The organism is Corallococcus sp. M7 (assembly GCF_054512695.1).
In genome coordinates this window covers 323,876-340,508 of record NZ_CM137252.1, presented here as the reverse complement: position 1 = coordinate 340,508, position 16,633 = coordinate 323,876, and the positions used below count along the sequence as shown (strand labels likewise).

The following is a 16,633-nucleotide window of genomic DNA, read 5'->3' as shown; positions in this document are numbered from 1 at the left end:
TCCCATCCGGCCTTCAGTAGCAGTTGGGCGCGAACAGCTCGTCGTCCGACGCGGACACGAACTGATCATCGCAGTAGCCGGAGGCCAGCACGTGGCCGTTGCGCACGCAGCCGTCGTGGTTGGTGGCGTCCAGCGTGTACTGCGTGTCGCCACCGCAGCCGCCGCCGCAGCGGCCGAAGCAGTTGCCCATCACCTTGGGGCGCGACCAGTGGTCCGGCTCGCCGCACACCCAGGTGCTGCCGTTCATGTAGTACTCGTCGCCGCCGCACGTCGTGTGGTCACCCAGCTGGGCGATCTGCTGGTTGCGCGCGTTGTCGAAGCCGCCCACGTTGCAGTCGTGCTTCGCGTACGAGTACCAGTTGTACGTGCCGCCACAACTGCCGGTCCACTTGCCGGCACACTTGGCGTAGCTGCACAGCATCGTGTAGCCGCGGCCCTGCTCGCCCATCACCGTGCGCTTGAGCGTGACGCTCGTGGGCTGCTGCGCCCACATGCCCACCGCGCGGCGCAGGTACATGGCCTCCGGCGCCGCCGCGTCACCCTGGGGCAGCCCCTGGTTCAGCGCGCCGTAGAACGCGCTCAGCACCTGGCGGTCCGCGTCCACCACCTGCGTGTCCTGCACGTTCGCGTCCGCGAAGCCGTCCAGCGTGGTCACGCCCGACGCCGGGTCCATCAGGCCCGTCAGCGTCATGCCGTGCATGCGCACCTCCAGGCGGTACACCCCGGGCTCCACCTCGCGCGAGGCGAAGGACACCGTCTGCCCGTCGTGCGCCCAGGTGCCCTCGGTCAGCCCCGTGCCGGAGGTGAGGGACAGCCCGTCCGGAGACGCGGGCGGCGCTTCCGTGCCGGCCCCACCACCACAGCCCCACAGCAACAACGCCGCGACCGCACCACCCAGTGCCTTGCGCATCCGTGTTCACCCTCCGGCCAGGACAACTTCCAAGAATTCGAGGCGAGTGCGGGATTACCGGGCGACTGAACGGCGAACAAGGCGGGGTGCGTCAGCTGGGGCCTCCAAGCATCCGACCTGTACCTGGGGACACCCTGCCTGTTCACGGCGGACGGGCGCGGAGGGGTGGGGATGTGGCATGACGGGCCCACGAAGCAGGTCGTTTCCCCAGTGGAGGAAGTCCCCTTGAGAATCCCCGCGCTCACCGTGGTGGCGGCGCTCGCCGCGACGGGTTGCTCCAACGGCAGCATCACGCAGAACCGCGAGGCCATGGCCCGCATCGCCGCCAATACGGCGAAGCCCCAGGTGGCGCCCATGAAGGGCTCGGAAGCGCTGGCCGGCACGCCGGACGCCTTCAAGGCCCTGTGCAAGGCGGACCTGGACCGCGCGCAGGCGCAGGTGGCCGCGCTGAAGAAGCTGGATCCGAAGACGAACGGCCAGGGCGTCCTCAAGGCCTACAACGAAGCGCAGACGGCCATCCTCAACGCGGCCAACCGCTCCAGCCTCACGCGTGAAGTGCACCCGGACGCCGCCATGCGCGACGCGTCCCGCGAGTGCGAGCAGCAGGTGGACGCCGCCAACGTGGCGCTGTCGCAGGACCGCGGCGTCTACGACGCGCTGTCGCTGGTGGACCTGTCCAAGGAGGACGCGGCCACGCGCCACTGGGTGGACCGCACGCTCTTGGACTTCCGCCGCGCGGGCGTGGACCGGGACGAGGCCACGCGCGCCAAGGTGAAGGCGCTCAACGAGGAGATCCTGAAGCTGGGCCAGCAGTTCGGGCAGAACATCGCGGAGGACACGCGCAGCGTGGCCTTCACGCCCAAGGAGCTGGACGGGCTGCCGGAGGACTACAAGAAGGCGCACGCGCCCGGCGCGGACGGCAAGGTGGTCATCACCAGCAACTACCCGGACTACTTCCCGTTCATGACGTACGCGAAGAACGCGAAGGCGCGCGAGAAGCTCTGGCGCACCTACCGTCAGCGCGCGTTCCCCAAGAACCAGGCGGTGCTCGCGCAGCTCATCGCGAAGCGCGACGAGCTGGCGAAGCTGCTGGGCTACGACACCTACGCGGCCTTCACGACCGAGACGCGCATGACGCGCACGCAGCAGGCCGCGGCGGACTTCATCGACCAGCTGGCGCAGGCCACGGAGGCCCGCGCGAAGAAGGAGATGGCGGACCTGCTGGCGCGCAAGAAGAAGGACGTGAAGGGCGCCACCGTGGTGGAGCCCTGGGACCAGGACTACTACGAGGACCGGCTGCGCGCGGAGAAGTTCGGGTTCGACTCGCAGGCGGTGCGGCCCTACCTGGAGTACGCGCGGGTGAAGGACGGCGTGATGGGCATCACCTCCAGCCTGTGGGGGGTGGCCTTCCAGCCGGTGAAGGACGCGAAGACGTGGCACGGCGACGTGGAGGCGTATGACGTCGTGGACAACGGCAAGCCGCTGGGCCGCATCTACCTGGACATGCACCCGCGTGACGACAAGTACAAGCACGCGGCGCAGTTCGACCTCGTGACGGGTGAGATGGACAAGCGGCTGCCGGAGGCCGTGCTGGTGTGCAACTTCCCGCGCCCCGGCGACCTGATGACGCACGACGAGGTGGGGACGTTCTTCCACGAGTTCGGCCACCTGATGCACACCATCTTCTCCGGCCACCAGAAGTGGACGCCCATCTCCGGCATCTCCATGGAGCGCGACTTCGTGGAGACGCCGTCCATGCTCCTGCAGCAGTGGGCGGAGCAGCCGGAGGTGCTCAAGAGCTTCGCCAAGCACCACGAGACCAACGAGCCCATCCCCGCGGAGATGGTGGAGAAGCTGCGCGCGTCGAAGGAGTTCGGCCAGGGCCTGTTCGCGCGCCGCCAGCTGTTCCTGTCCGCGGTCAGCCTCCAGTACTACTCGCGCGCGCCGGGCTTCGACACGTCCGCGGTGCTCTCCGAGCTGCAGAAGAAGCTGTCGCCCTTCCGCCACGAGTACCGCGACGGCACCCACTTCGAGCTCGCCTTCGGGCACCTGGATGGGTACTCGGCCGCGTACTACACGTACCTCTGGTCCTCCGTCATCGCGAAGGACCTGGAGTCGAAGTTCCAGGAGAACGGCTACCTGGACCGTGACACGGCCATGCACTACCGCAAGACGGTGCTGGAGCCCGGCGGCTCCAAGCCCGCCGCGGAGCAGGTGAAGGACTTCCTCGGCCGGCCGTACGGCTTCGAGGCCTACCGCGCGTACCTCGACGGCACCGCGAAGACGACGGGCACCGCGAAGGAAACGAAGTAGCGAAAGTCGCTTCCCCGGGAGCGGGCCCCTGCCGCCCGCTTCCGGGAGCGCCTCGCCGCCTGACCCGCCCTTCGAGGCAGGAGTCGGCGCGCGGTGCCTCACTGGACCCCGGGCCCTGCCCGGTCGCGGAACTCCCCTTCCCCTTCAAGTGCCTCGCGCGTGCCCATCTCCACCCCGGGGACGGAGCCTGACGTCCGTCTGTCGTCACGCGGCGGTTGGAGAGCGTCTTGCTTTGGAGCGCGCTCGCCGGGGCCCTTTCGCGGACCGGTAGGAGGCGTGCGCGCGGTGACGGCCTGCGGTCGGAGATGGCGGAGGGTGGGCCTGGCGGCAATGGCGGCGCTGTTGACCGCGAGCTGCAACGATTCTCCCCCCAAGGCGCGGGTGCTGCCGGGGCCGGACGCGCCCGGCAACGTGGACCCGCAGGACGTACTGTGCCGCTCGGCCGCGCGAGACCCGGGCCGCGTCACGCTGCACCGCCTCAACCGCGCTGAATACAACAACACCGTGCGCGACCTGCTGGGTGAAACAGGCTCGCCCGCGAGCAGCTTCCCGCCGGACGACCACGGCTTCGGCTTCGACAACAACGCGGACGTGCTCAGCATGTCCCCGCTGCTGATGGAGAAGTACTCCCACGCGGCGGAGGCGCTGGTGGAGGCCGCGTGGACGCGAGGCGCGTTCAACGCGTGCGGGCTCGACCCCGCCCAACCGGAGACGTGCGCGCGCGAGCTGCTCAAGACCTTCGCGCGCAAGGCCTGGCGCCGGCCCGTCACGCCGGAAGAGGTGGAGCGGCTGGTCGCGTTCGTGTCGCTGGCCCGGCAGCAGGGCGACGCGCCGGAGGTGGGCGTGAAGCTGGCGCTGCGAGCGGTGCTCGTATCGCCGCACTTCCTCTTCCGCGTGGAGCTGGACCCGGCCCCCACGTCCACCGCGCCGCATCCCATCAGCGACCTGGAGCTGGCGAGCCGTCTCTCCTACTTCCTCTGGAGCAGCATGCCGGATGAGGCGCTCTTGCAAGCAGCGGAGGGCGGCCACCTGCACGAGCCGGAGGTGCTGGAGGCGCAGGTGCGGCGCATGCTGGCGGACCCCAAGGCCCGCGCGCTGGTGGACAACTTCGCGGGGCAGTGGCTCTACACGCGCGCGCTCGACTTCTCCCAGCCGGAGTCGCGCTACGGCTTCGACGAGCCGCTGCGCGAGGCCATGCGCCAGGAGATGCAGCTCGTCTTCCATGAGTTCGTCACCGGGGACCACCGCCTCAAGGACCTGCTGGACGCGCCCTTCACCTACGTGAACGACCGGCTGGCCTCGCACTACGGCCTGCCCAAGCCTGGCACCACCGCGATGACGCGCGTGGAGCTGAAGGACCACCCGGAGCGCGCGGGCCTGTTCGGCAAGGGCGCGCTGCTCACCGTCACCGCCAACCCGGACCGCACGTCGCCGGTGAAGCGCGGCGTCTGGGTGCTGGAGCAACTGCTGTGCAAGGGGCCGCCTCCGCCGCCCCCCGACGCGGGCGGGCTGGCCCCGGCGGTGGACCCCACGCTCAACATCAAGGCGCGCATGGCGCAGCACCGCGTGGACCCCACCTGTTCGGGCTGTCACACTCTGATGGATCCACTGGGCTTCGGCATGGAGAACTTCGACCCGGTGGGCCGCTGGCGCACGAAGGAGGAGGGCGGCGCGGTGGTGGACCCCAGCGGCGAGCTGCCCGGGGGCAAGGTGTTCAACGGCGTGGCGGAGATGCGCGCCGTGGTGAAGCAGGACCCGGACCTGTCCGCGTGCATGACGCGCCACCTGCTCACCTACGCGCTCGGACGCGGCGCGGAGGGCGAGGACCGCTGCACCGTGCGCGACATCTCCCAGCAGGCCGAGGGCCGGGGCGGCCGGCTCACCGATTACATCCTCGCCATCGTCCGCAGCGACGCGTTCCTGCAGCGGCGGGGCGAAGCGGAGGGACACACGCCATGAGTCACACTGCCCTCTCCCGCCGGACACTCCTGCGCGGCATGGGCGCGCTGATGGCGCTGCCGCTCCTGGACGTCATGCGCCCCACCACGGCCCGCGCCGCCACGCCGGCCCCGCGCCGCTTCGTGGCCTTCTACACGCCCTGCGGCATCCACATGCCCAAGTGGACGCCCGGTGGGGAGGGCGCGGACTGGTCCCTGACGCCCACGCTCGCGTCGCTGGCGCCGGTGAAGAGCGACCTGCTGGTGCTGAGCGGCCTGGACAACCTGCCCGGCAGGCCGGACGGCGACGGCCACCACGCCGCCGCGACGGCCGCGTTCCTGTCCTGCGTGAAGGCGCGCAAGACGGAGGGCACCAACATCCGCACCGGCATCTCCATGGACCAGGTGCTGGCGAACGCGGTGGGCACGGCCACGCGCTACCCGTCGCTGGAGCTGGGCATCGACCAGGGCAAGGGCATTGGCAACTGCGACTCCGGCTACGCGTGCCCGTACGCGAACAACATCGCGTGGGCGGGGCCGTCCACGCCCGTGCCCAAGGAGACGAAGCCCCGCGCGGCCTTCGAGCGGCTCTTCGCGGACTTCGACCCGAACGTCACGCAGGCGGAGCTGGCGAAGCGCAAGGCGTATGGCCTGAGCATCATCGACGCCGTGCGCGACGACGCGAAGTCGCTCCAGGGGAAGCTGGGCACCACGGACAAGCGCAAGCTGGACGAGTACTTCACCGGCGTGCGCGAGCTGGAGCTGCGCGTGAACGCGATGGACGGCGCCGGCCCCACGTGCGGCACTGCCACAACGCCCGGGGACAGCGAGGACGTGCGGGAGAAGACGAAGGCGATGCTGGACCTCATCGTGCTCGCGTTCCAGTGCGACCTGACCCGCACGTGCACCTTCATGCTGGGCAACGCGCGCAGCCAGCGCGTGTATTCGTTCCTGGGGCTGTCCGGCGAGCACCACACGTACTCGCATCACCAGCGCTCCCAGGCCAACTACGACGCGCTGGCGAAGATCGACAAGTGGGAGGTGGAGCAGTTCTCGTACCTCCTCCAGCGCATGAAGGCCGTGCAGGAGGAGGGCGGGACGCTGCTGGACCACAGCGCCGTGTACTTCTCCAGTGAGATCGCCGACGGCAACATGCACGAGCACAAGAACCTGCCCGTCCTGCTCGCGGGCCGCGCGGGCGGTGCCCTCTCCCCGGGCCGGCACATCCGCTACGGGGGCCAGCCGCTGGCGAACCTCTACATCGCGCTGCTGAACATGTTCGGCGTGGCCGGGACGACCTTCGGTGACGACGGCACCGGGCCGCTTCCGGGCCTGGGAGCGTAGGGCAGGAGGGGGCTCGGGCCCCCTGGGGGCCGCCTGCCCCGTTCGGTTCTCCTGCGCGCGGGGCCCAGGTGCGGAATGATTCCGCGCATGGCACCTCCTGTGTTCCGTCGCGGGCTCGCCGTGTTGCTGCTGGCCCCGTTGCTTGGCTGTGGTTCCAGCGCGAACGCGCAGCGGCCCGTCTCCGCCTCCACGAAGAAGGACGCGGCCACCGCCGTCGCGCGCAAGGCCCCCGCGGCCACGCCCGCGCCCTCCGAGGGCTCGCGCAAGCCGGTGCCGTCCGCCGCGGAGCTGAAGCGCGACATGGTGGCCGCGCACAATCAGGCGCGCGCGAAGGCGTCACGTCCCACGCCGAAGCCGGCGCTGCCCGCGCTCACCTGGTCCGACGAGGCGGCGCGCAAGGCGGAGGCCTACGTGAAGGAGTGCCGCTTCGAGCACAACCCGGACCGGGGCAGCTTCGGAGAGAACCTGGCCGCCGCGACGCCGGACACGTGGAACACCGCGCAGGTGGTGAAGGGCTGGGCGGACGAAGCCGCTGACTACGACTACGCCACCGGCAAGTGCAAGGCCGGGAAGATGTGCGGCCACTACACGCAGGTGGTGTGGCGCACCACGAAGGCGGTGGGCTGCGCGACGCAGCTGTGCACGAAGAACTCGCCCTTCGGCGGCAACGTGAAGACGTGGCAGCTCTGGGTGTGCAACTACGCGCCGCCGGGCAACTGGGTGGGCGAGAAGCCCTACTGAGCCGCGAGCGTGATGACTTCAATGCCGTTCGCCGTGCCCACGGCGAAGCGGCGGTTCGCGGCGTCCAGCGCGAAGTGCGGCGGGGGCGGCAGGTGGTGGCGGATGCTGGCCAGCACCTTCCCCGTGTCCAGGTCCTCCCAGCGCTGAACGACGCGGCCGGTGGTGCGCGACACGAGCTTCGGGTGGCCGAAGAAGTCCACCACGTGCTCCGCGTCCACGACCATCAGCGGGCCCGCGGGCTCCTCCAGCACCACCTCCGACAGCACCTTCTTCTCCGTCAGCGAGTAGGTGCCCAGGAAGAACCCGGCGTCGTCGCGGGACTCTTCCATCCGCACGAAGACGAGCGTGTCCTTCGCCCCGAAGGCCACGGACGTGAGGAAGATGCCGTTCTCCACGCCCTCCATCAGCTCGGCGCTGTCCAGCGACGCGGGCTCCTCCAGCGCGCGGGGCACGTCGAACACCGACGCCGCGTCCACCGGGTGCCAGATCCACCCCGCGCTCGCCAGGTAGCGCCCGTCCGGGCTGAACTGGAGCCGCGAGTGGAAGATGTCCGCAGGGGTGTTGTCGCGCTTCGTGAGGCGCTCACCCGTGGCGGCGTCCTCCAGCTCCACCACGCAGTACGACTCCGGGCAGTGCGCCAGCAGCGTGCGTCCGCTGGGGAGCGTGTACAGGGCCACGGGGTAGTCGTGGACGTGCGCCTGGTAGAAGTCGCGCATGAGCTGCCGCACCACGCGCGTGCCGTCGAGCAGCAGGCCCGCCGTCCCCAGCGACTCGTACAGCACGCTGTAGCGGCCATCCGGGGACATCACCGCGCGGTCGAAGCGGTAGGCGTAGCGGATGTGCGGGTCATCGGTGCTGCCGTCCAGGTGGTAGCGCACCATGCCGCCCACCGGGTCCACCAGGGCGTCGCCGCTCCAGCAGAGGGAGGACACGGCGCCCGGGGTCTTCAAGGTCTGTCTCTGGAAATCCATGGCGCCGGGGACGGAGGTGCCCGGCGCGGCCTGACGGCTCAGGCGGGGATCATGGACAGCAGTTGCTGGGCCTTCGCGCGCAGCTCCTTGTCACCGCCCTGGAGCACCTGCTGGGCGTGGTGGCGGGCCTTCGCGGGCTCGCCCAGGCGCAGCGCCAGCGCCAGGTTGAAGTGCGTGGTGGAGTCCTGGGGGTGCGCCTCCAGCACCGGCGCCAGGACGGACGCGGCGAGCGCCGGGCCCTCCTGGGGCACGTGCTCCAGGTAGTGCACCGCCAGGTCGTTGGGCGCGCCCGTGTCCGTGGGCGCCTTCGCGACGGCCTCTTCCAGCAGCGTGCGCACCCGGCCGCGCTGGCCCGCGATGTCCAGCGCCCGCGCGAGCTGCCGGCGGGCCTCCACCGACTCAGGGTCGCGCTGGAGGACCTCCTCGAAGAGGGGCAGGGCCTCGTTCAGCTTGCCGGCGAGCAGCGCGGCCATGGCGTGCAGGCCGATGAAGTTGGGGTTCTCCGGCGCCAGTTGGCGCAGCCGCAGCGCGGCGGCCAGGGCGTTCTGCGTGAGGCCCCCGAGCAGCGACAGGTTGAAGATCTCCTCCCAGAGGACCGCGTCGTCCGGCGCCAGCGTCAGCGCGTCCCGCAGCTCCTGAAGCGCGAGCCCCAGGTCCCCCGTCTCCAGATACGCCCGCGAGCGTTCCCACTGCGCGCGGTAGGACTCCTTGACCATCGTGCCCCTCAACCCCGGAACATCTTGTGGAACAGCCGCATGAACATACCCGACTTGGGGGCGGTCTCCGGGCGGCCGGACTGCTGGTGCTGCGCCTCCGACTGGAGGTCCAGCTTCTGCTTCAGCTTCTTGAGGTCCGGGTCGACGGAAAAGGTGCTGAACTCATCGTTCCCATCGAGGGCTGTCTGGATCTTCCTCGCGCGGGATTCGTCGTGGCTCATGTCGCGTCTCCTGACCGGACCTTCACCCTACCACGGGGTCCCCGCCGCTCCCCATCCTCGCCGCCCCGCTGTCCGCTTGCCCGCACACCCACCCGCGCGCGGATAATCCCCGCCATGCGACGCCCTTCCTTGTTCCGCGCCCTGTCCCTGCTCAGCCCGTTCCTCCTGCTCGCCTGTATCCCTGACGGGGACCCGGACGACGCGCCCACGGACGCGGGCGTCCAGGAGGACGGCGGCACCACCAACCCTGATGGCGGCGGCGTGGAGCTGACGCAGTTCGCCCGCGACATGCTGGACGCCCACAACGCGGCCCGCGCCGCCGCGAAGCCCACGCCGTCCCCCGCGCTGGAGCCGCTCACGTGGGACCCCACGGTGGAGGAGACCGCGCGCAAGTGGGTGGAGCAGTGCCAGTTCAAGCACAACGACGGCCGGGGCAACGCGGGAGAGAACATCGCCGCCGCCACGCCGGGGCTCTGGGACGCGAAGGGCGCGGTGAAGGGCTGGGTGGACGAGGCGGTGGACTACGACTACGCGAGCAACACCTGCAAGGCGGGCGAGGTCTGCGGCCACTACACGCAGGTGGTGTGGCGCAACACGCGCCGCCTGGGCTGCGCCACGAAGCGCTGCACCACCAACTCTCCCTTTGGCGGCACCTCTCCCTGGGACTTCTGGGTGTGCAACTACGCGCCCCCGGGCAACTTCACGGGCCAGCGTCCCTACTGAAGGCCGCTGGCCCCGCGCGTCCTTCAGCGCTTGAGCGTGCGCGCGAGGAAGGCGGACGTCTCCGCCCAGGCGGACGCGGCGGAGCGCTCGTCGTAGCGGGCGCCGGAGGGGTTGGCGAAGGCGTGGTCCGCGTCGTACTCCACGATGCGGCTGCGCACGCCGGCCTCGTCCAGCGCCTTCTCGAAGGTCTGCACCGTCTGCGGCGGGATGGACTTGTCCTTGGTGCCGAAGATGCCCAGCACCTGCGCCTTGATGGTGGAGAGCTGCTGGGGGTCGGTCACCGGGTGGCCGTAGTAGATGACCGCCGCGCTCAGCTCCGGGATGGCCATGGCGGTGCGCAGCGACCAGCCGCCGCCGAAGCACCAGCCGATGCTGCCGGTGCGCACGGCCTGGATGCGCGGGTCGCCCTTGAGGAACGCGTGCGCGGCCAGCAGCGTCTTCGTGGCCTGGTCGTCGTCCACGGCCTTCACCAGCGCGAGCGCCTCGTCGGGGTTGGTGCCCACCTTGCCGCCGTAGAGGTCCACCGCGAGCGCCGCGTAGCCTTCCGCCGCCAGCCGGTCGGCCCAGGCCTGCACGTGCTCGTTGAGGCCCCACCACTCGTGGATGACGATGACGGCGGGCAGGGGGCCCTTCGCGTCCGGCGGCAGGCTCAGGTAGGCCTTGGAGCCGTCGGACAGCTCCACCGGCTGACCCCGGCGCTCGGGGGCGGAGTCCGTGCGCAGGGTGTGCATGGCCTTGAACTCCTCCTCGGAGACGGCGCCCGTGGCGGACGGCGCACGGCCCACCTCCGCCGGACTGCTCGTCGCGCAGGCGCCCAACATCAGCGCCGCCGCCAGCACCCACGTGAGCCTCTTCATGTCCGGCTTCATCGTCCGTGTCCTTTCGGGGCCCGGGCTGTCCGGGCCGCTCTTTCGCGTGCCTTTGGGGCGTAGCGCGCTGGAGGCGGAGGCGCCAGCGCGTTGAGCCCCGGACGCGAAGAGGGCCGGCGCGAGGGGAAGTCCCTCACGTCGGCCCTCGTTCTTCAGCGCTCCCGGTCAGGGGAGGCGGTGACTACTTCGTCGCCGGGGGCGGCTTGGCGGCCGGGGGCGGCTTCGCGCCGGGGGCCGGGGGAGCGCCCATGCCCGGGGGCATGCCCTGCATGCCGGGGGTGGGCTCGGGGGGCTTCACGATCTCGAGCAGCTCGACCTCGAACACCAGGGCGGCGCCGCCGGGGATGTTCGGGGGCGCGCCGCGGTCGCCGTAGGCGATGTCGGAGGGGCACACGAGCTGCGCCTTGCCGCCGACCTTCATCTTCTGGAGGCCCTCGGTCCAGCACTTGATGACGCCCTGGAGCGGGAACTGCGTGGGCTCACCGCGCTTGTAGGACGAGTCGAACTCCTTGCCGTCCGCGAGCGTGCCCTTGTAGTGCACCTTCACGATGTCGGTGGCCTGGGGCTGGGGACCGGTGCCCGCCTGGGTCTCCTTGTAGATGAGGCCGGACTCGGTCTTCACGGCACCGGGCTCCTTGGCCTTCTCCTCGAGGAACTTCGCGGACTTCTCCTTCTCCGCGTTGGCCTTGCGCAGCGAACGCTCGCGCGCGAGGTCCTGGAGCTTGGGACCGTAGGTCTCCAGGTCCACGTCGGTCTTCTGACCGGTGACCTGGGCCGTGAGGCCGGCCTTCACGAACTCCAGCTCCTGCGGGGTCATGTCGAACACGCTGATGCTGCGGCCGATGGACAGGCCCAGCGCGTACAGCGTCTTCTGCTCCTCGGTCTGAGGAGCGCCGGCGGTGGCCGCCGCCGTGGAGGTGCCGGTGGCGGAGGTGTCGCCCGGCTTCGCGCCCTGGCCCTGGCAGGCCGTCAGGCTCAGCATCGCCGCGATCAGGATCGTCTTCTTCATCATGATGTCGTCGCCTTTCCTTTGGCTCAGCGGCGGCCGACCGCCCCCCGCTGCATGCCTGGGGGCGCGGTCTACTACAGAAAGTGCCCGGTATCCTCTTGGGAACCGTGCTTTCCCCGGATGGGGGTCCATGCAGGTAGGACAACCGGCCGCCGGCCGCCCAACCGGCGGGAAGGCCCCGGATTCCCGGCGGGAATGGTGGGAACCCCTACCGGGAGCGGCCGCCGAAGGCGGCCTGGGAGACCAGGAGCAGGACGATGGCGCCCAGAATGGCGCCCAGGAAGCCGGTGGGCTCCGGGTCGCGCCAGTCGGTGCCCCGCCAGACGGACGTGAGGAAGCCGCCCACGAAGGCCCCGGCGACGCCCAGGAGCGTCGTGCCAATGCACCCCAGGCGCTGGTTCCCCGGCAGCACGGCCCGGGCGATGAGCCCCGCGAAGAAGCCGAAGATGATCCACCCCAACAGCCCCATGACGTCCTCCCCGTGCGGCGAGTGAAGGCCCGCAATGTGGCGCACGGGAAGCGGGGGCGGAAGTCCACCCCGTCGCATAGGCTGCCGCGCGACCCATGAGCCCCCTCCGCCGAGCCACCCGGGACGACAACGCCGCGCTGTTGGACCTGTTCGGCGATGTGCCCATGACCGGGGACCTGGTGCTCAGCACGCAGCGGTCGCCGGACTACTTCGGCCTCTTCACCATGCAGCGCGGGGAGGCGGAGGTCTGGGCCCACGGGGAAACATCCCGCCTGGATGGCATGGGCGCCATCCATGTCCGTGACGGCTGGCTGGACGGCAAGCCGTGCCGTGTGGGCTATCTGGGCGACCTTCGCACCCGCTTCTCCGCGCGCCGCGCCCGGGGCCTGGCCCGGTTCTATGGGCCCGTCCTGGAGGAGACCTCCCGCCGCCACGGCGTGGACGTGTTCCTCACCGCCGTCATGGCCTCCAACGCCGCCGCGCTCCAATCACTCGTGCGCCGGGGCGCGTCCCGGGAAGCGCAGCCGCACTACCACCTGATGCGCGCGTTCTCCGCCGTGTCACTCCAGTTCGTCCTGCGCCGCAAGCCACGCCCCAGCCGCTACACCGTGCGCCGGGCCACCGCCGCGGATGTGCCCGCCATGGCCGCGCTGCTGGACGCGGATCACCGCTCGCGTCCCTTCGGCTACCGCTTCGACACGGGTGAGTTGGAGCACCGCCTCGCTCACTGGCCGGGGCTTCGCGTGGAGGACTCGTTCCTCGCGTTCGATGCCGCGGGGCAGCTCGTCGGCTGCACCTCCGCGTGGAACCCCGACGCCGTGAAGCGCTACCGCGTGATGGCGTACCGGGGCGGCATGAAGTGGGTGCGCCGGGGCTTCAACGCGCTCGCCACCGTCACCGGCGCGCCCCGCCTGCCCGCGCCCGGCGGTGACTTCCGCTACTTCTACCTCTGCAACACCAGCATCCCCTCGGAGGACCCCGCCGTCCTGCGCGCGCTGCTGGATGCCGTCTACGCCGCGTTCCACGGCCGGGGCTTCCACTTCTTCACCGTGCAGCAGGACGCCGGTGATCCGCTGACTTCCGCCTTCGATGGCTTCATCCAGCGGAGGTTGGATTTCCACCTCTACGCCGTCACGCCCGCCTCGCGTCCCCCGAGGACCTTCCCGGGGGGACGCACCGGCTTTGAAATCTGCCTGCCCTGACGCTCACACCACGCGCGTCTTCCAGCGCCCACGCCGGAACAGGACGATGCCCACCACGGACATCACCGCGAAGGCCGCGGGCACCGCCCAGTACGCTCCCACCACGCCCAGCCCCACTGGATGGGCCAGCACCCACGCCAGCGGCAGCTCCAGCGCCCAGAGGCACCCCAGGTCGATGAGTGTGGGCGTGCGCGTGTCCCCCGCGCCGTTGAACGCGGAGGTGATGACCATGCCGTACGCGCACGACAGGAAGCTCAGGCTGAAGATGCGCAGCGCCGTGGCCCCCGTGTCCACCACCGCCGGGTCCGTCGTGAACGCGCCCAGCAGCGGATGCGCGAAGATGAAGAACGCCACGCCGATGCTGCCCAGCACCATCAGGTTGTACTTGCCCGCCAGCCACACCGCCTTCGCGCCCCGGTCCGGGTCGCCCGCGCCCATGCTCTGCCCCAGCAGCGTGGCCGCCGCGTTGCCCAGGCCCCACGCGGGCATCAGCGCGAACATCACGATGCGGATGGCGATGGTGTAACCCGCCAGCGCCGTGCTGCCGAAGGTCGCCACGATGCGCACCAGCACCACCCAGCTGGACGTGGTCACCAGCGCCTGCACCATGCCCGCGCCCGACAGCCGCAGCATCGCGAGCATCGTCGCGGGCTCCAGCGACACGTGCTCGCGCCGCACCTGGAGCCGGCCGTTGGACCGCATCAGCCGGTAGAGCTGGTACACCACGCCCGCGCTGCGGCCCAGCGTGGTGGCCCACGCCGCGCCCACCACGCCCATCTCCGGGAACGGCCCCCAGCCGAAGATGAGACACGGCGCGAGCACGATGTTGAGCCCGTTGGCCAGCATCAACACGCGCATCGCGATGGCCGCGTCACCCGCGCCCCGGAAGATGGCGTTGATGAGGAAGAGCAGCAGGATGCTCACCACGCCGCCCATCATCACGCGCGTGTAGCCCACGCCGTGCTCCAGCACCCACGGCGAGCCGCCGAGCGCCGCCATCATCGGCCGGGCGAAGATGATGCCCGCCACGGCCAGCACCGTGGAGATGATCACCCCCAGGCCAATGGCCTGCACCGCCGTGCGCGCCGCCCGCTCCGAGTCCTTCTCTCCAATGCGCCGGGCCACCATCGCCGTGGCGCCGATGCTCAGGCCCATGCCGGCCGCGTAGATGATGGTGAGGATGCCTTCGGTGAGTCCCACCGTGGCCACCGCCTCCGCGCCCAACCGGCCGACGAAGGCGACGTCCACCACGGCGAACACCGACTCCATGCACATCTCCAGCACCATGGGCACGGCCAGGAGGAAGATGGCCCTCCCGAGCGGCAGCTGGGTGAGGTCCTGCTCCGTACCGTGCAGGGCCTCCTTCATCAGGGACCACAGCCCCTTGTTCACGGCGTCGCCGCTGGCCACGAGCTCGGGAGCCTGGGCGTGGCGGTCCGCCAACGGTGTCTCTTCCACGGGGTGAGGCCTTTCGAGAGCGAGGGGACTTCCTACCGCGAAACGCCCACACGTGGCGCCCAGCGACGCTGGCTTCCTACGCCCCCCGTCCCCCACTCCTGACATCTGAAGGTGCCGCACCCACCCTCATCGACTCAGCAAGCGAGCGTCCGCTGCTGGACGGCGGAGTCGTGCCTTTGGACATGATGCCCCTACGAAGGCCGGGAGTAGCTTGCTGCATCCCGATGAGTCCCTTACCCGCGACCGCTTCTCTCCTGCCCACCGCGGTAGGTCCTCATTTCACCCTGGCCTCGTCCGCGCGACTGCTGGGCACCACGCAAGTGGGGCCCGGGGCCATCATCTCCCGCGGCGCCGTGGTGCGCTCGGTGGGGGGCTCCGTGATGTTGGGAGCCTTCTCCACGCTGCGCGAGGACGCGGTGGTGGTGGGCACGCCCGAACGGCCCACGTCCATTGGAGAGAAGACCGTGCTCGGTCCGCGCTCGCTGGTGATGGGCGCGCGCGTGGGATCCCTCTGCGACATCGGTGATGGCGCCATCCTGATGCCCGGCGTGACGCTGGGCGACCGCTGCCTGGTGGGCGAGGGCACCGTGTTGCCGCCCGGCATGACGGTGCCGGATCAATCCGTGGTGCTGGGCCGGCCGGGACAGGTCCTGAGGATGCTCTCCTCCGAGGACCTGACCCACCTGCAACAGCGCCGGGGCGGCGACCTGTCGCTGCCCGCAGCGCCTTTGACCCCTTTCTCCGCGCGTGACCGCGCCGAGGACGCCCCCATGGGACAGCTGTATGCCTTTCGCGACCGTCACCCCTTCGTCCACCCGACCGCCACGCTCTTCTCCTCCGCGGAGGTGTCCGGTGACGTGGTCATCGGCGCGGGGGCCATCATCGGCGCGGGTGTGAAGATCACCGGCGACCTGAACGGCCCGGTGCGCATTGGCGCGCGGGTGCAGATCCTGGAGAACACGGTGCTGCACCTGCAGCCGGACACCATGCTGGTGCTGGATGAAGGCGTGGTGGTGGGCCCGGGCTGCGTGCTGCACGCGTGCAACCTGGGCGCGGGCACGGTGGTGGAGCCCGGCGCCATCCTCTGCGAGGGCAGCCACCTGGGCAAAGGCTGCCACGTGGCCGCCGGCAGCCTGGTGAAGGCGCGCGCGGTGTTCCCGGACTACGCGCTGGTGGAGGGCTTCCCCGCGGCGCAGGTGGGCACGCGCACGTCGCCGCCGGAGCCGCCGCGCTGGGTGCTGCGGCCCGAGGACCTGCCGGGCCTGCGTCGCATGGGGTGAGGGGATTTGCACTGGCCGTGCGCCCTCTGGCAGGGTCGCGGCCATGGAACAGGTCAACTCAATCATCGAGATCGCGGGCCCGCTGCTGCTGGGCCTGGCCAGCGGCGCGCTCTTCCGGAAGTTCGTCTACCCGCGCGTCCTCGCGCGGATGGGAAGCCTGGCCTCGTGGGTGACCTCCGCCGCCAACACGTGGGTGCTGTTCGGGCACCTCTGCATCGCGCTGGGCGTGGCGGCCGCGTGCCATGCGTCCAATGCCGTCGCGACGCTGATGTGGCTGCATGAGCACCTGCCCGCGCCGCCCTTCGCGCTGACGCAGGAACTGCTCCACGGGTTCTTCCTGGGGGCGACCTTCTTCTCCGGGTACTACCTGGCGATGTTTCCCTCCTCGGGCTCCGAGGAGGAGCAGACCTCAGGCACCCCAGCCTGAATGACCGCTCGCATGGAAGGTGTTGGCGAAAGAGGCCAGCGGT

16 protein-coding genes are annotated in these 16,633 nt (G+C 70.6%); 8 read left to right on the top strand and 8 right to left on the bottom strand.

Translation table 11 applies throughout. The features are described from left to right. Nucleotides 1–13: 13 nt before the first annotated feature. Complete coding sequence (locus ACX114_RS01485) at nucleotides 14–910, bottom strand: hypothetical protein (RefSeq protein ID WP_459293952.1); 897 nt, start codon at nucleotides 908–910, stop codon at nucleotides 14–16. 354 nt (nucleotides 911–1,264) lie between these two features. Here ACX114_RS01485 and ACX114_RS01480 point away from each other — a divergent pair, with 354 nt between their 5' ends. From ACX114_RS01480 to ACX114_RS01465, 4 genes are all read left to right on the top strand, one after another. Next, nucleotides 1,265–3,223, top strand: coding sequence for a M3 family metallopeptidase (locus ACX114_RS01480; protein WP_459300036.1), 1,959 nt, complete (start codon nucleotides 1,265–1,267; stop codon nucleotides 3,221–3,223). 315 nt (nucleotides 3,224–3,538) lie between these two features. Beyond that, nucleotides 3,539–5,182 carry a DUF1592 domain-containing protein gene (locus ACX114_RS01475; protein WP_459293950.1) on the top strand — a complete coding sequence of 548 codons (1,644 nt, stop codon included), beginning with the start codon at nucleotides 3,539–3,541 and terminating at the stop codon, nucleotides 5,180–5,182. Then, nucleotides 5,179–6,504 carry a DUF1552 domain-containing protein gene (locus ACX114_RS01470; protein ID WP_459293948.1) on the top strand — a complete coding sequence of 442 codons (1,326 nt, stop codon included), beginning with the start codon at nucleotides 5,179–5,181 and terminating at the stop codon, nucleotides 6,502–6,504. The genes ACX114_RS01475 and ACX114_RS01470 overlap by 4 nt, the downstream gene beginning before the upstream one ends. Nucleotides 6,505–6,591: 87 nt before the next feature. Then, nucleotides 6,592–7,245, top strand: coding sequence for a CAP domain-containing protein (locus ACX114_RS01465; RefSeq protein WP_459293946.1), 654 nt, complete (start codon nucleotides 6,592–6,594; stop codon nucleotides 7,243–7,245). Here ACX114_RS01465 and ACX114_RS01460 read toward each other — a convergent pair. Genes ACX114_RS01460 through ACX114_RS01450 form a run of 3 tightly spaced genes read right to left on the bottom strand, consistent with a single transcriptional unit; the run spans nucleotide 7,239 to nucleotide 9,153 of the window. Next, entirely contained in the window at nucleotides 7,239–8,195 is a 957-nt protein-coding gene (locus tag ACX114_RS01460) for a WD40 repeat domain-containing protein (protein WP_459293944.1), read from the bottom strand. The genes ACX114_RS01465 and ACX114_RS01460 overlap by 7 nt on opposite strands. Before the next feature lie 59 nt (nucleotides 8,196–8,254). Then, a complete protein-coding gene (locus ACX114_RS01455; protein WP_459293942.1) occupies nucleotides 8,255–8,932 on the bottom strand; it encodes a tetratricopeptide repeat protein in 678 nt (225 codons plus the stop codon). 8 nt (nucleotides 8,933–8,940) lie between these two features. After that, nucleotides 8,941–9,153, bottom strand: a complete 213-nt coding sequence (locus ACX114_RS01450) for a hypothetical protein (protein WP_459293940.1) — start codon at nucleotides 9,151–9,153, stop codon at nucleotides 8,941–8,943. Nucleotides 9,154–9,267: 114 nt separating this feature from the next. Here ACX114_RS01450 and ACX114_RS01445 point away from each other — a divergent pair, with 114 nt between their 5' ends. Then, complete coding sequence (locus ACX114_RS01445; protein ID WP_459293938.1) at nucleotides 9,268–9,876, top strand: CAP domain-containing protein; 609 nt, start codon at nucleotides 9,268–9,270, stop codon at nucleotides 9,874–9,876. 23 nt (nucleotides 9,877–9,899) lie between these two features. On the opposite strand, the gene ACX114_RS01440 is transcribed toward ACX114_RS01445, so the two are convergent. From ACX114_RS01440 to ACX114_RS01430, 3 genes are all read right to left on the bottom strand, one after another. Next, entirely contained in the window at nucleotides 9,900–10,733 is an 834-nt protein-coding gene (locus ACX114_RS01440; protein WP_459293936.1) for a dienelactone hydrolase family protein, read from the bottom strand. Between the two features lie 193 nt (nucleotides 10,734–10,926). Next, nucleotides 10,927–11,754: an FKBP-type peptidyl-prolyl cis-trans isomerase gene (locus tag ACX114_RS01435; RefSeq protein WP_459300034.1), complete on the bottom strand. Its 828-nt coding sequence runs from the start codon at nucleotides 11,752–11,754 to the stop codon at nucleotides 10,927–10,929. A gap of 208 nt (nucleotides 11,755–11,962) precedes the next feature. After that, complete coding sequence (locus tag ACX114_RS01430; RefSeq protein WP_120567008.1) at nucleotides 11,963–12,223, bottom strand: GlsB/YeaQ/YmgE family stress response membrane protein; 261 nt, start codon at nucleotides 12,221–12,223, stop codon at nucleotides 11,963–11,965. Nucleotides 12,224–12,318: 95 nt separating this feature from the next. On the opposite strand from ACX114_RS01430, the gene ACX114_RS01425 reads away from it, so the two are divergent. Beyond that, on the top strand, nucleotides 12,319–13,425 hold the full coding sequence (locus ACX114_RS01425; RefSeq protein WP_459293934.1) for a GNAT family N-acetyltransferase: 1,107 nt from the start codon (nucleotides 12,319–12,321) through the stop codon (nucleotides 13,423–13,425). A gap of 3 nt (nucleotides 13,426–13,428) precedes the next feature. Here the strand turns inward: ACX114_RS01425 and ACX114_RS01420 are convergent, their stop codons facing one another. Next, nucleotides 13,429–14,868, bottom strand: a complete 1,440-nt coding sequence (locus ACX114_RS01420; protein WP_459293932.1) for an MATE family efflux transporter — start codon at nucleotides 14,866–14,868, stop codon at nucleotides 13,429–13,431. A gap of 239 nt (nucleotides 14,869–15,107) precedes the next feature. On the opposite strand from ACX114_RS01420, the gene ACX114_RS01415 reads away from it, so the two are divergent. After that, complete coding sequence (locus tag ACX114_RS01415) at nucleotides 15,108–16,163, top strand: DapH/DapD/GlmU-related protein (RefSeq protein ID WP_459293930.1); 1,056 nt, start codon at nucleotides 15,108–15,110, stop codon at nucleotides 16,161–16,163. Nucleotides 16,164–16,206: 43 nt separating this feature from the next. After that, on the top strand, nucleotides 16,207–16,590 hold the full coding sequence (locus ACX114_RS01410; protein ID WP_459293928.1) for a hypothetical protein: 384 nt from the start codon (nucleotides 16,207–16,209) through the stop codon (nucleotides 16,588–16,590). Nucleotides 16,591–16,633: the final 43 nt, after the last annotated feature.

What these genes read in the sequence shown, in the direction of transcription:
- ACX114_RS01485 (WP_459293952.1), bottom strand. Translation starts at nt 910, where the DNA reads ATGCGCAAGGCACTGGGTGGTGCGGTCGCGGCGTTGTTGCTGTGGGGC.
- ACX114_RS01480 (WP_459300036.1), top strand. Translation starts at nt 1,265, where the DNA reads ATGAAGGGCTCGGAAGCGCTGGCCGGCACGCCGGACGCCTTCAAGGCC.
- ACX114_RS01470 (WP_459293948.1), top strand. Translation starts at nt 5,179, where the DNA reads ATGAGTCACACTGCCCTCTCCCGCCGGACACTCCTGCGCGGCATGGGC.
- ACX114_RS01465 (WP_459293946.1), top strand. Translation starts at nt 6,592, where the DNA reads ATGGCACCTCCTGTGTTCCGTCGCGGGCTCGCCGTGTTGCTGCTGGCC.
- ACX114_RS01455 (WP_459293942.1), bottom strand. Translation starts at nt 8,932, where the DNA reads ATGGTCAAGGAGTCCTACCGCGCGCAGTGGGAACGCTCGCGGGCGTAT.
- ACX114_RS01450 (WP_459293940.1), bottom strand. Translation starts at nt 9,153, where the DNA reads ATGAGCCACGACGAATCCCGCGCGAGGAAGATCCAGACAGCCCTCGAT.
- ACX114_RS01445 (WP_459293938.1), top strand. Translation starts at nt 9,268, where the DNA reads ATGCGACGCCCTTCCTTGTTCCGCGCCCTGTCCCTGCTCAGCCCGTTC.
- ACX114_RS01440 (WP_459293936.1), bottom strand. Translation starts at nt 10,733, where the DNA reads ATGAAGAGGCTCACGTGGGTGCTGGCGGCGGCGCTGATGTTGGGCGCC.
- ACX114_RS01435 (WP_459300034.1), bottom strand. Translation starts at nt 11,754, where the DNA reads ATGAAGAAGACGATCCTGATCGCGGCGATGCTGAGCCTGACGGCCTGC.
- ACX114_RS01430 (WP_120567008.1), bottom strand. Translation starts at nt 12,223, where the DNA reads ATGGGGCTGTTGGGGTGGATCATCTTCGGCTTCTTCGCGGGGCTCATC.
- ACX114_RS01425 (WP_459293934.1), top strand. Translation starts at nt 12,319, where the DNA reads ATGAGCCCCCTCCGCCGAGCCACCCGGGACGACAACGCCGCGCTGTTG.
- ACX114_RS01415 (WP_459293930.1), top strand. Translation starts at nt 15,108, where the DNA reads ATGAGTCCCTTACCCGCGACCGCTTCTCTCCTGCCCACCGCGGTAGGT.
- ACX114_RS01410 (WP_459293928.1), top strand. Translation starts at nt 16,207, where the DNA reads ATGGAACAGGTCAACTCAATCATCGAGATCGCGGGCCCGCTGCTGCTG.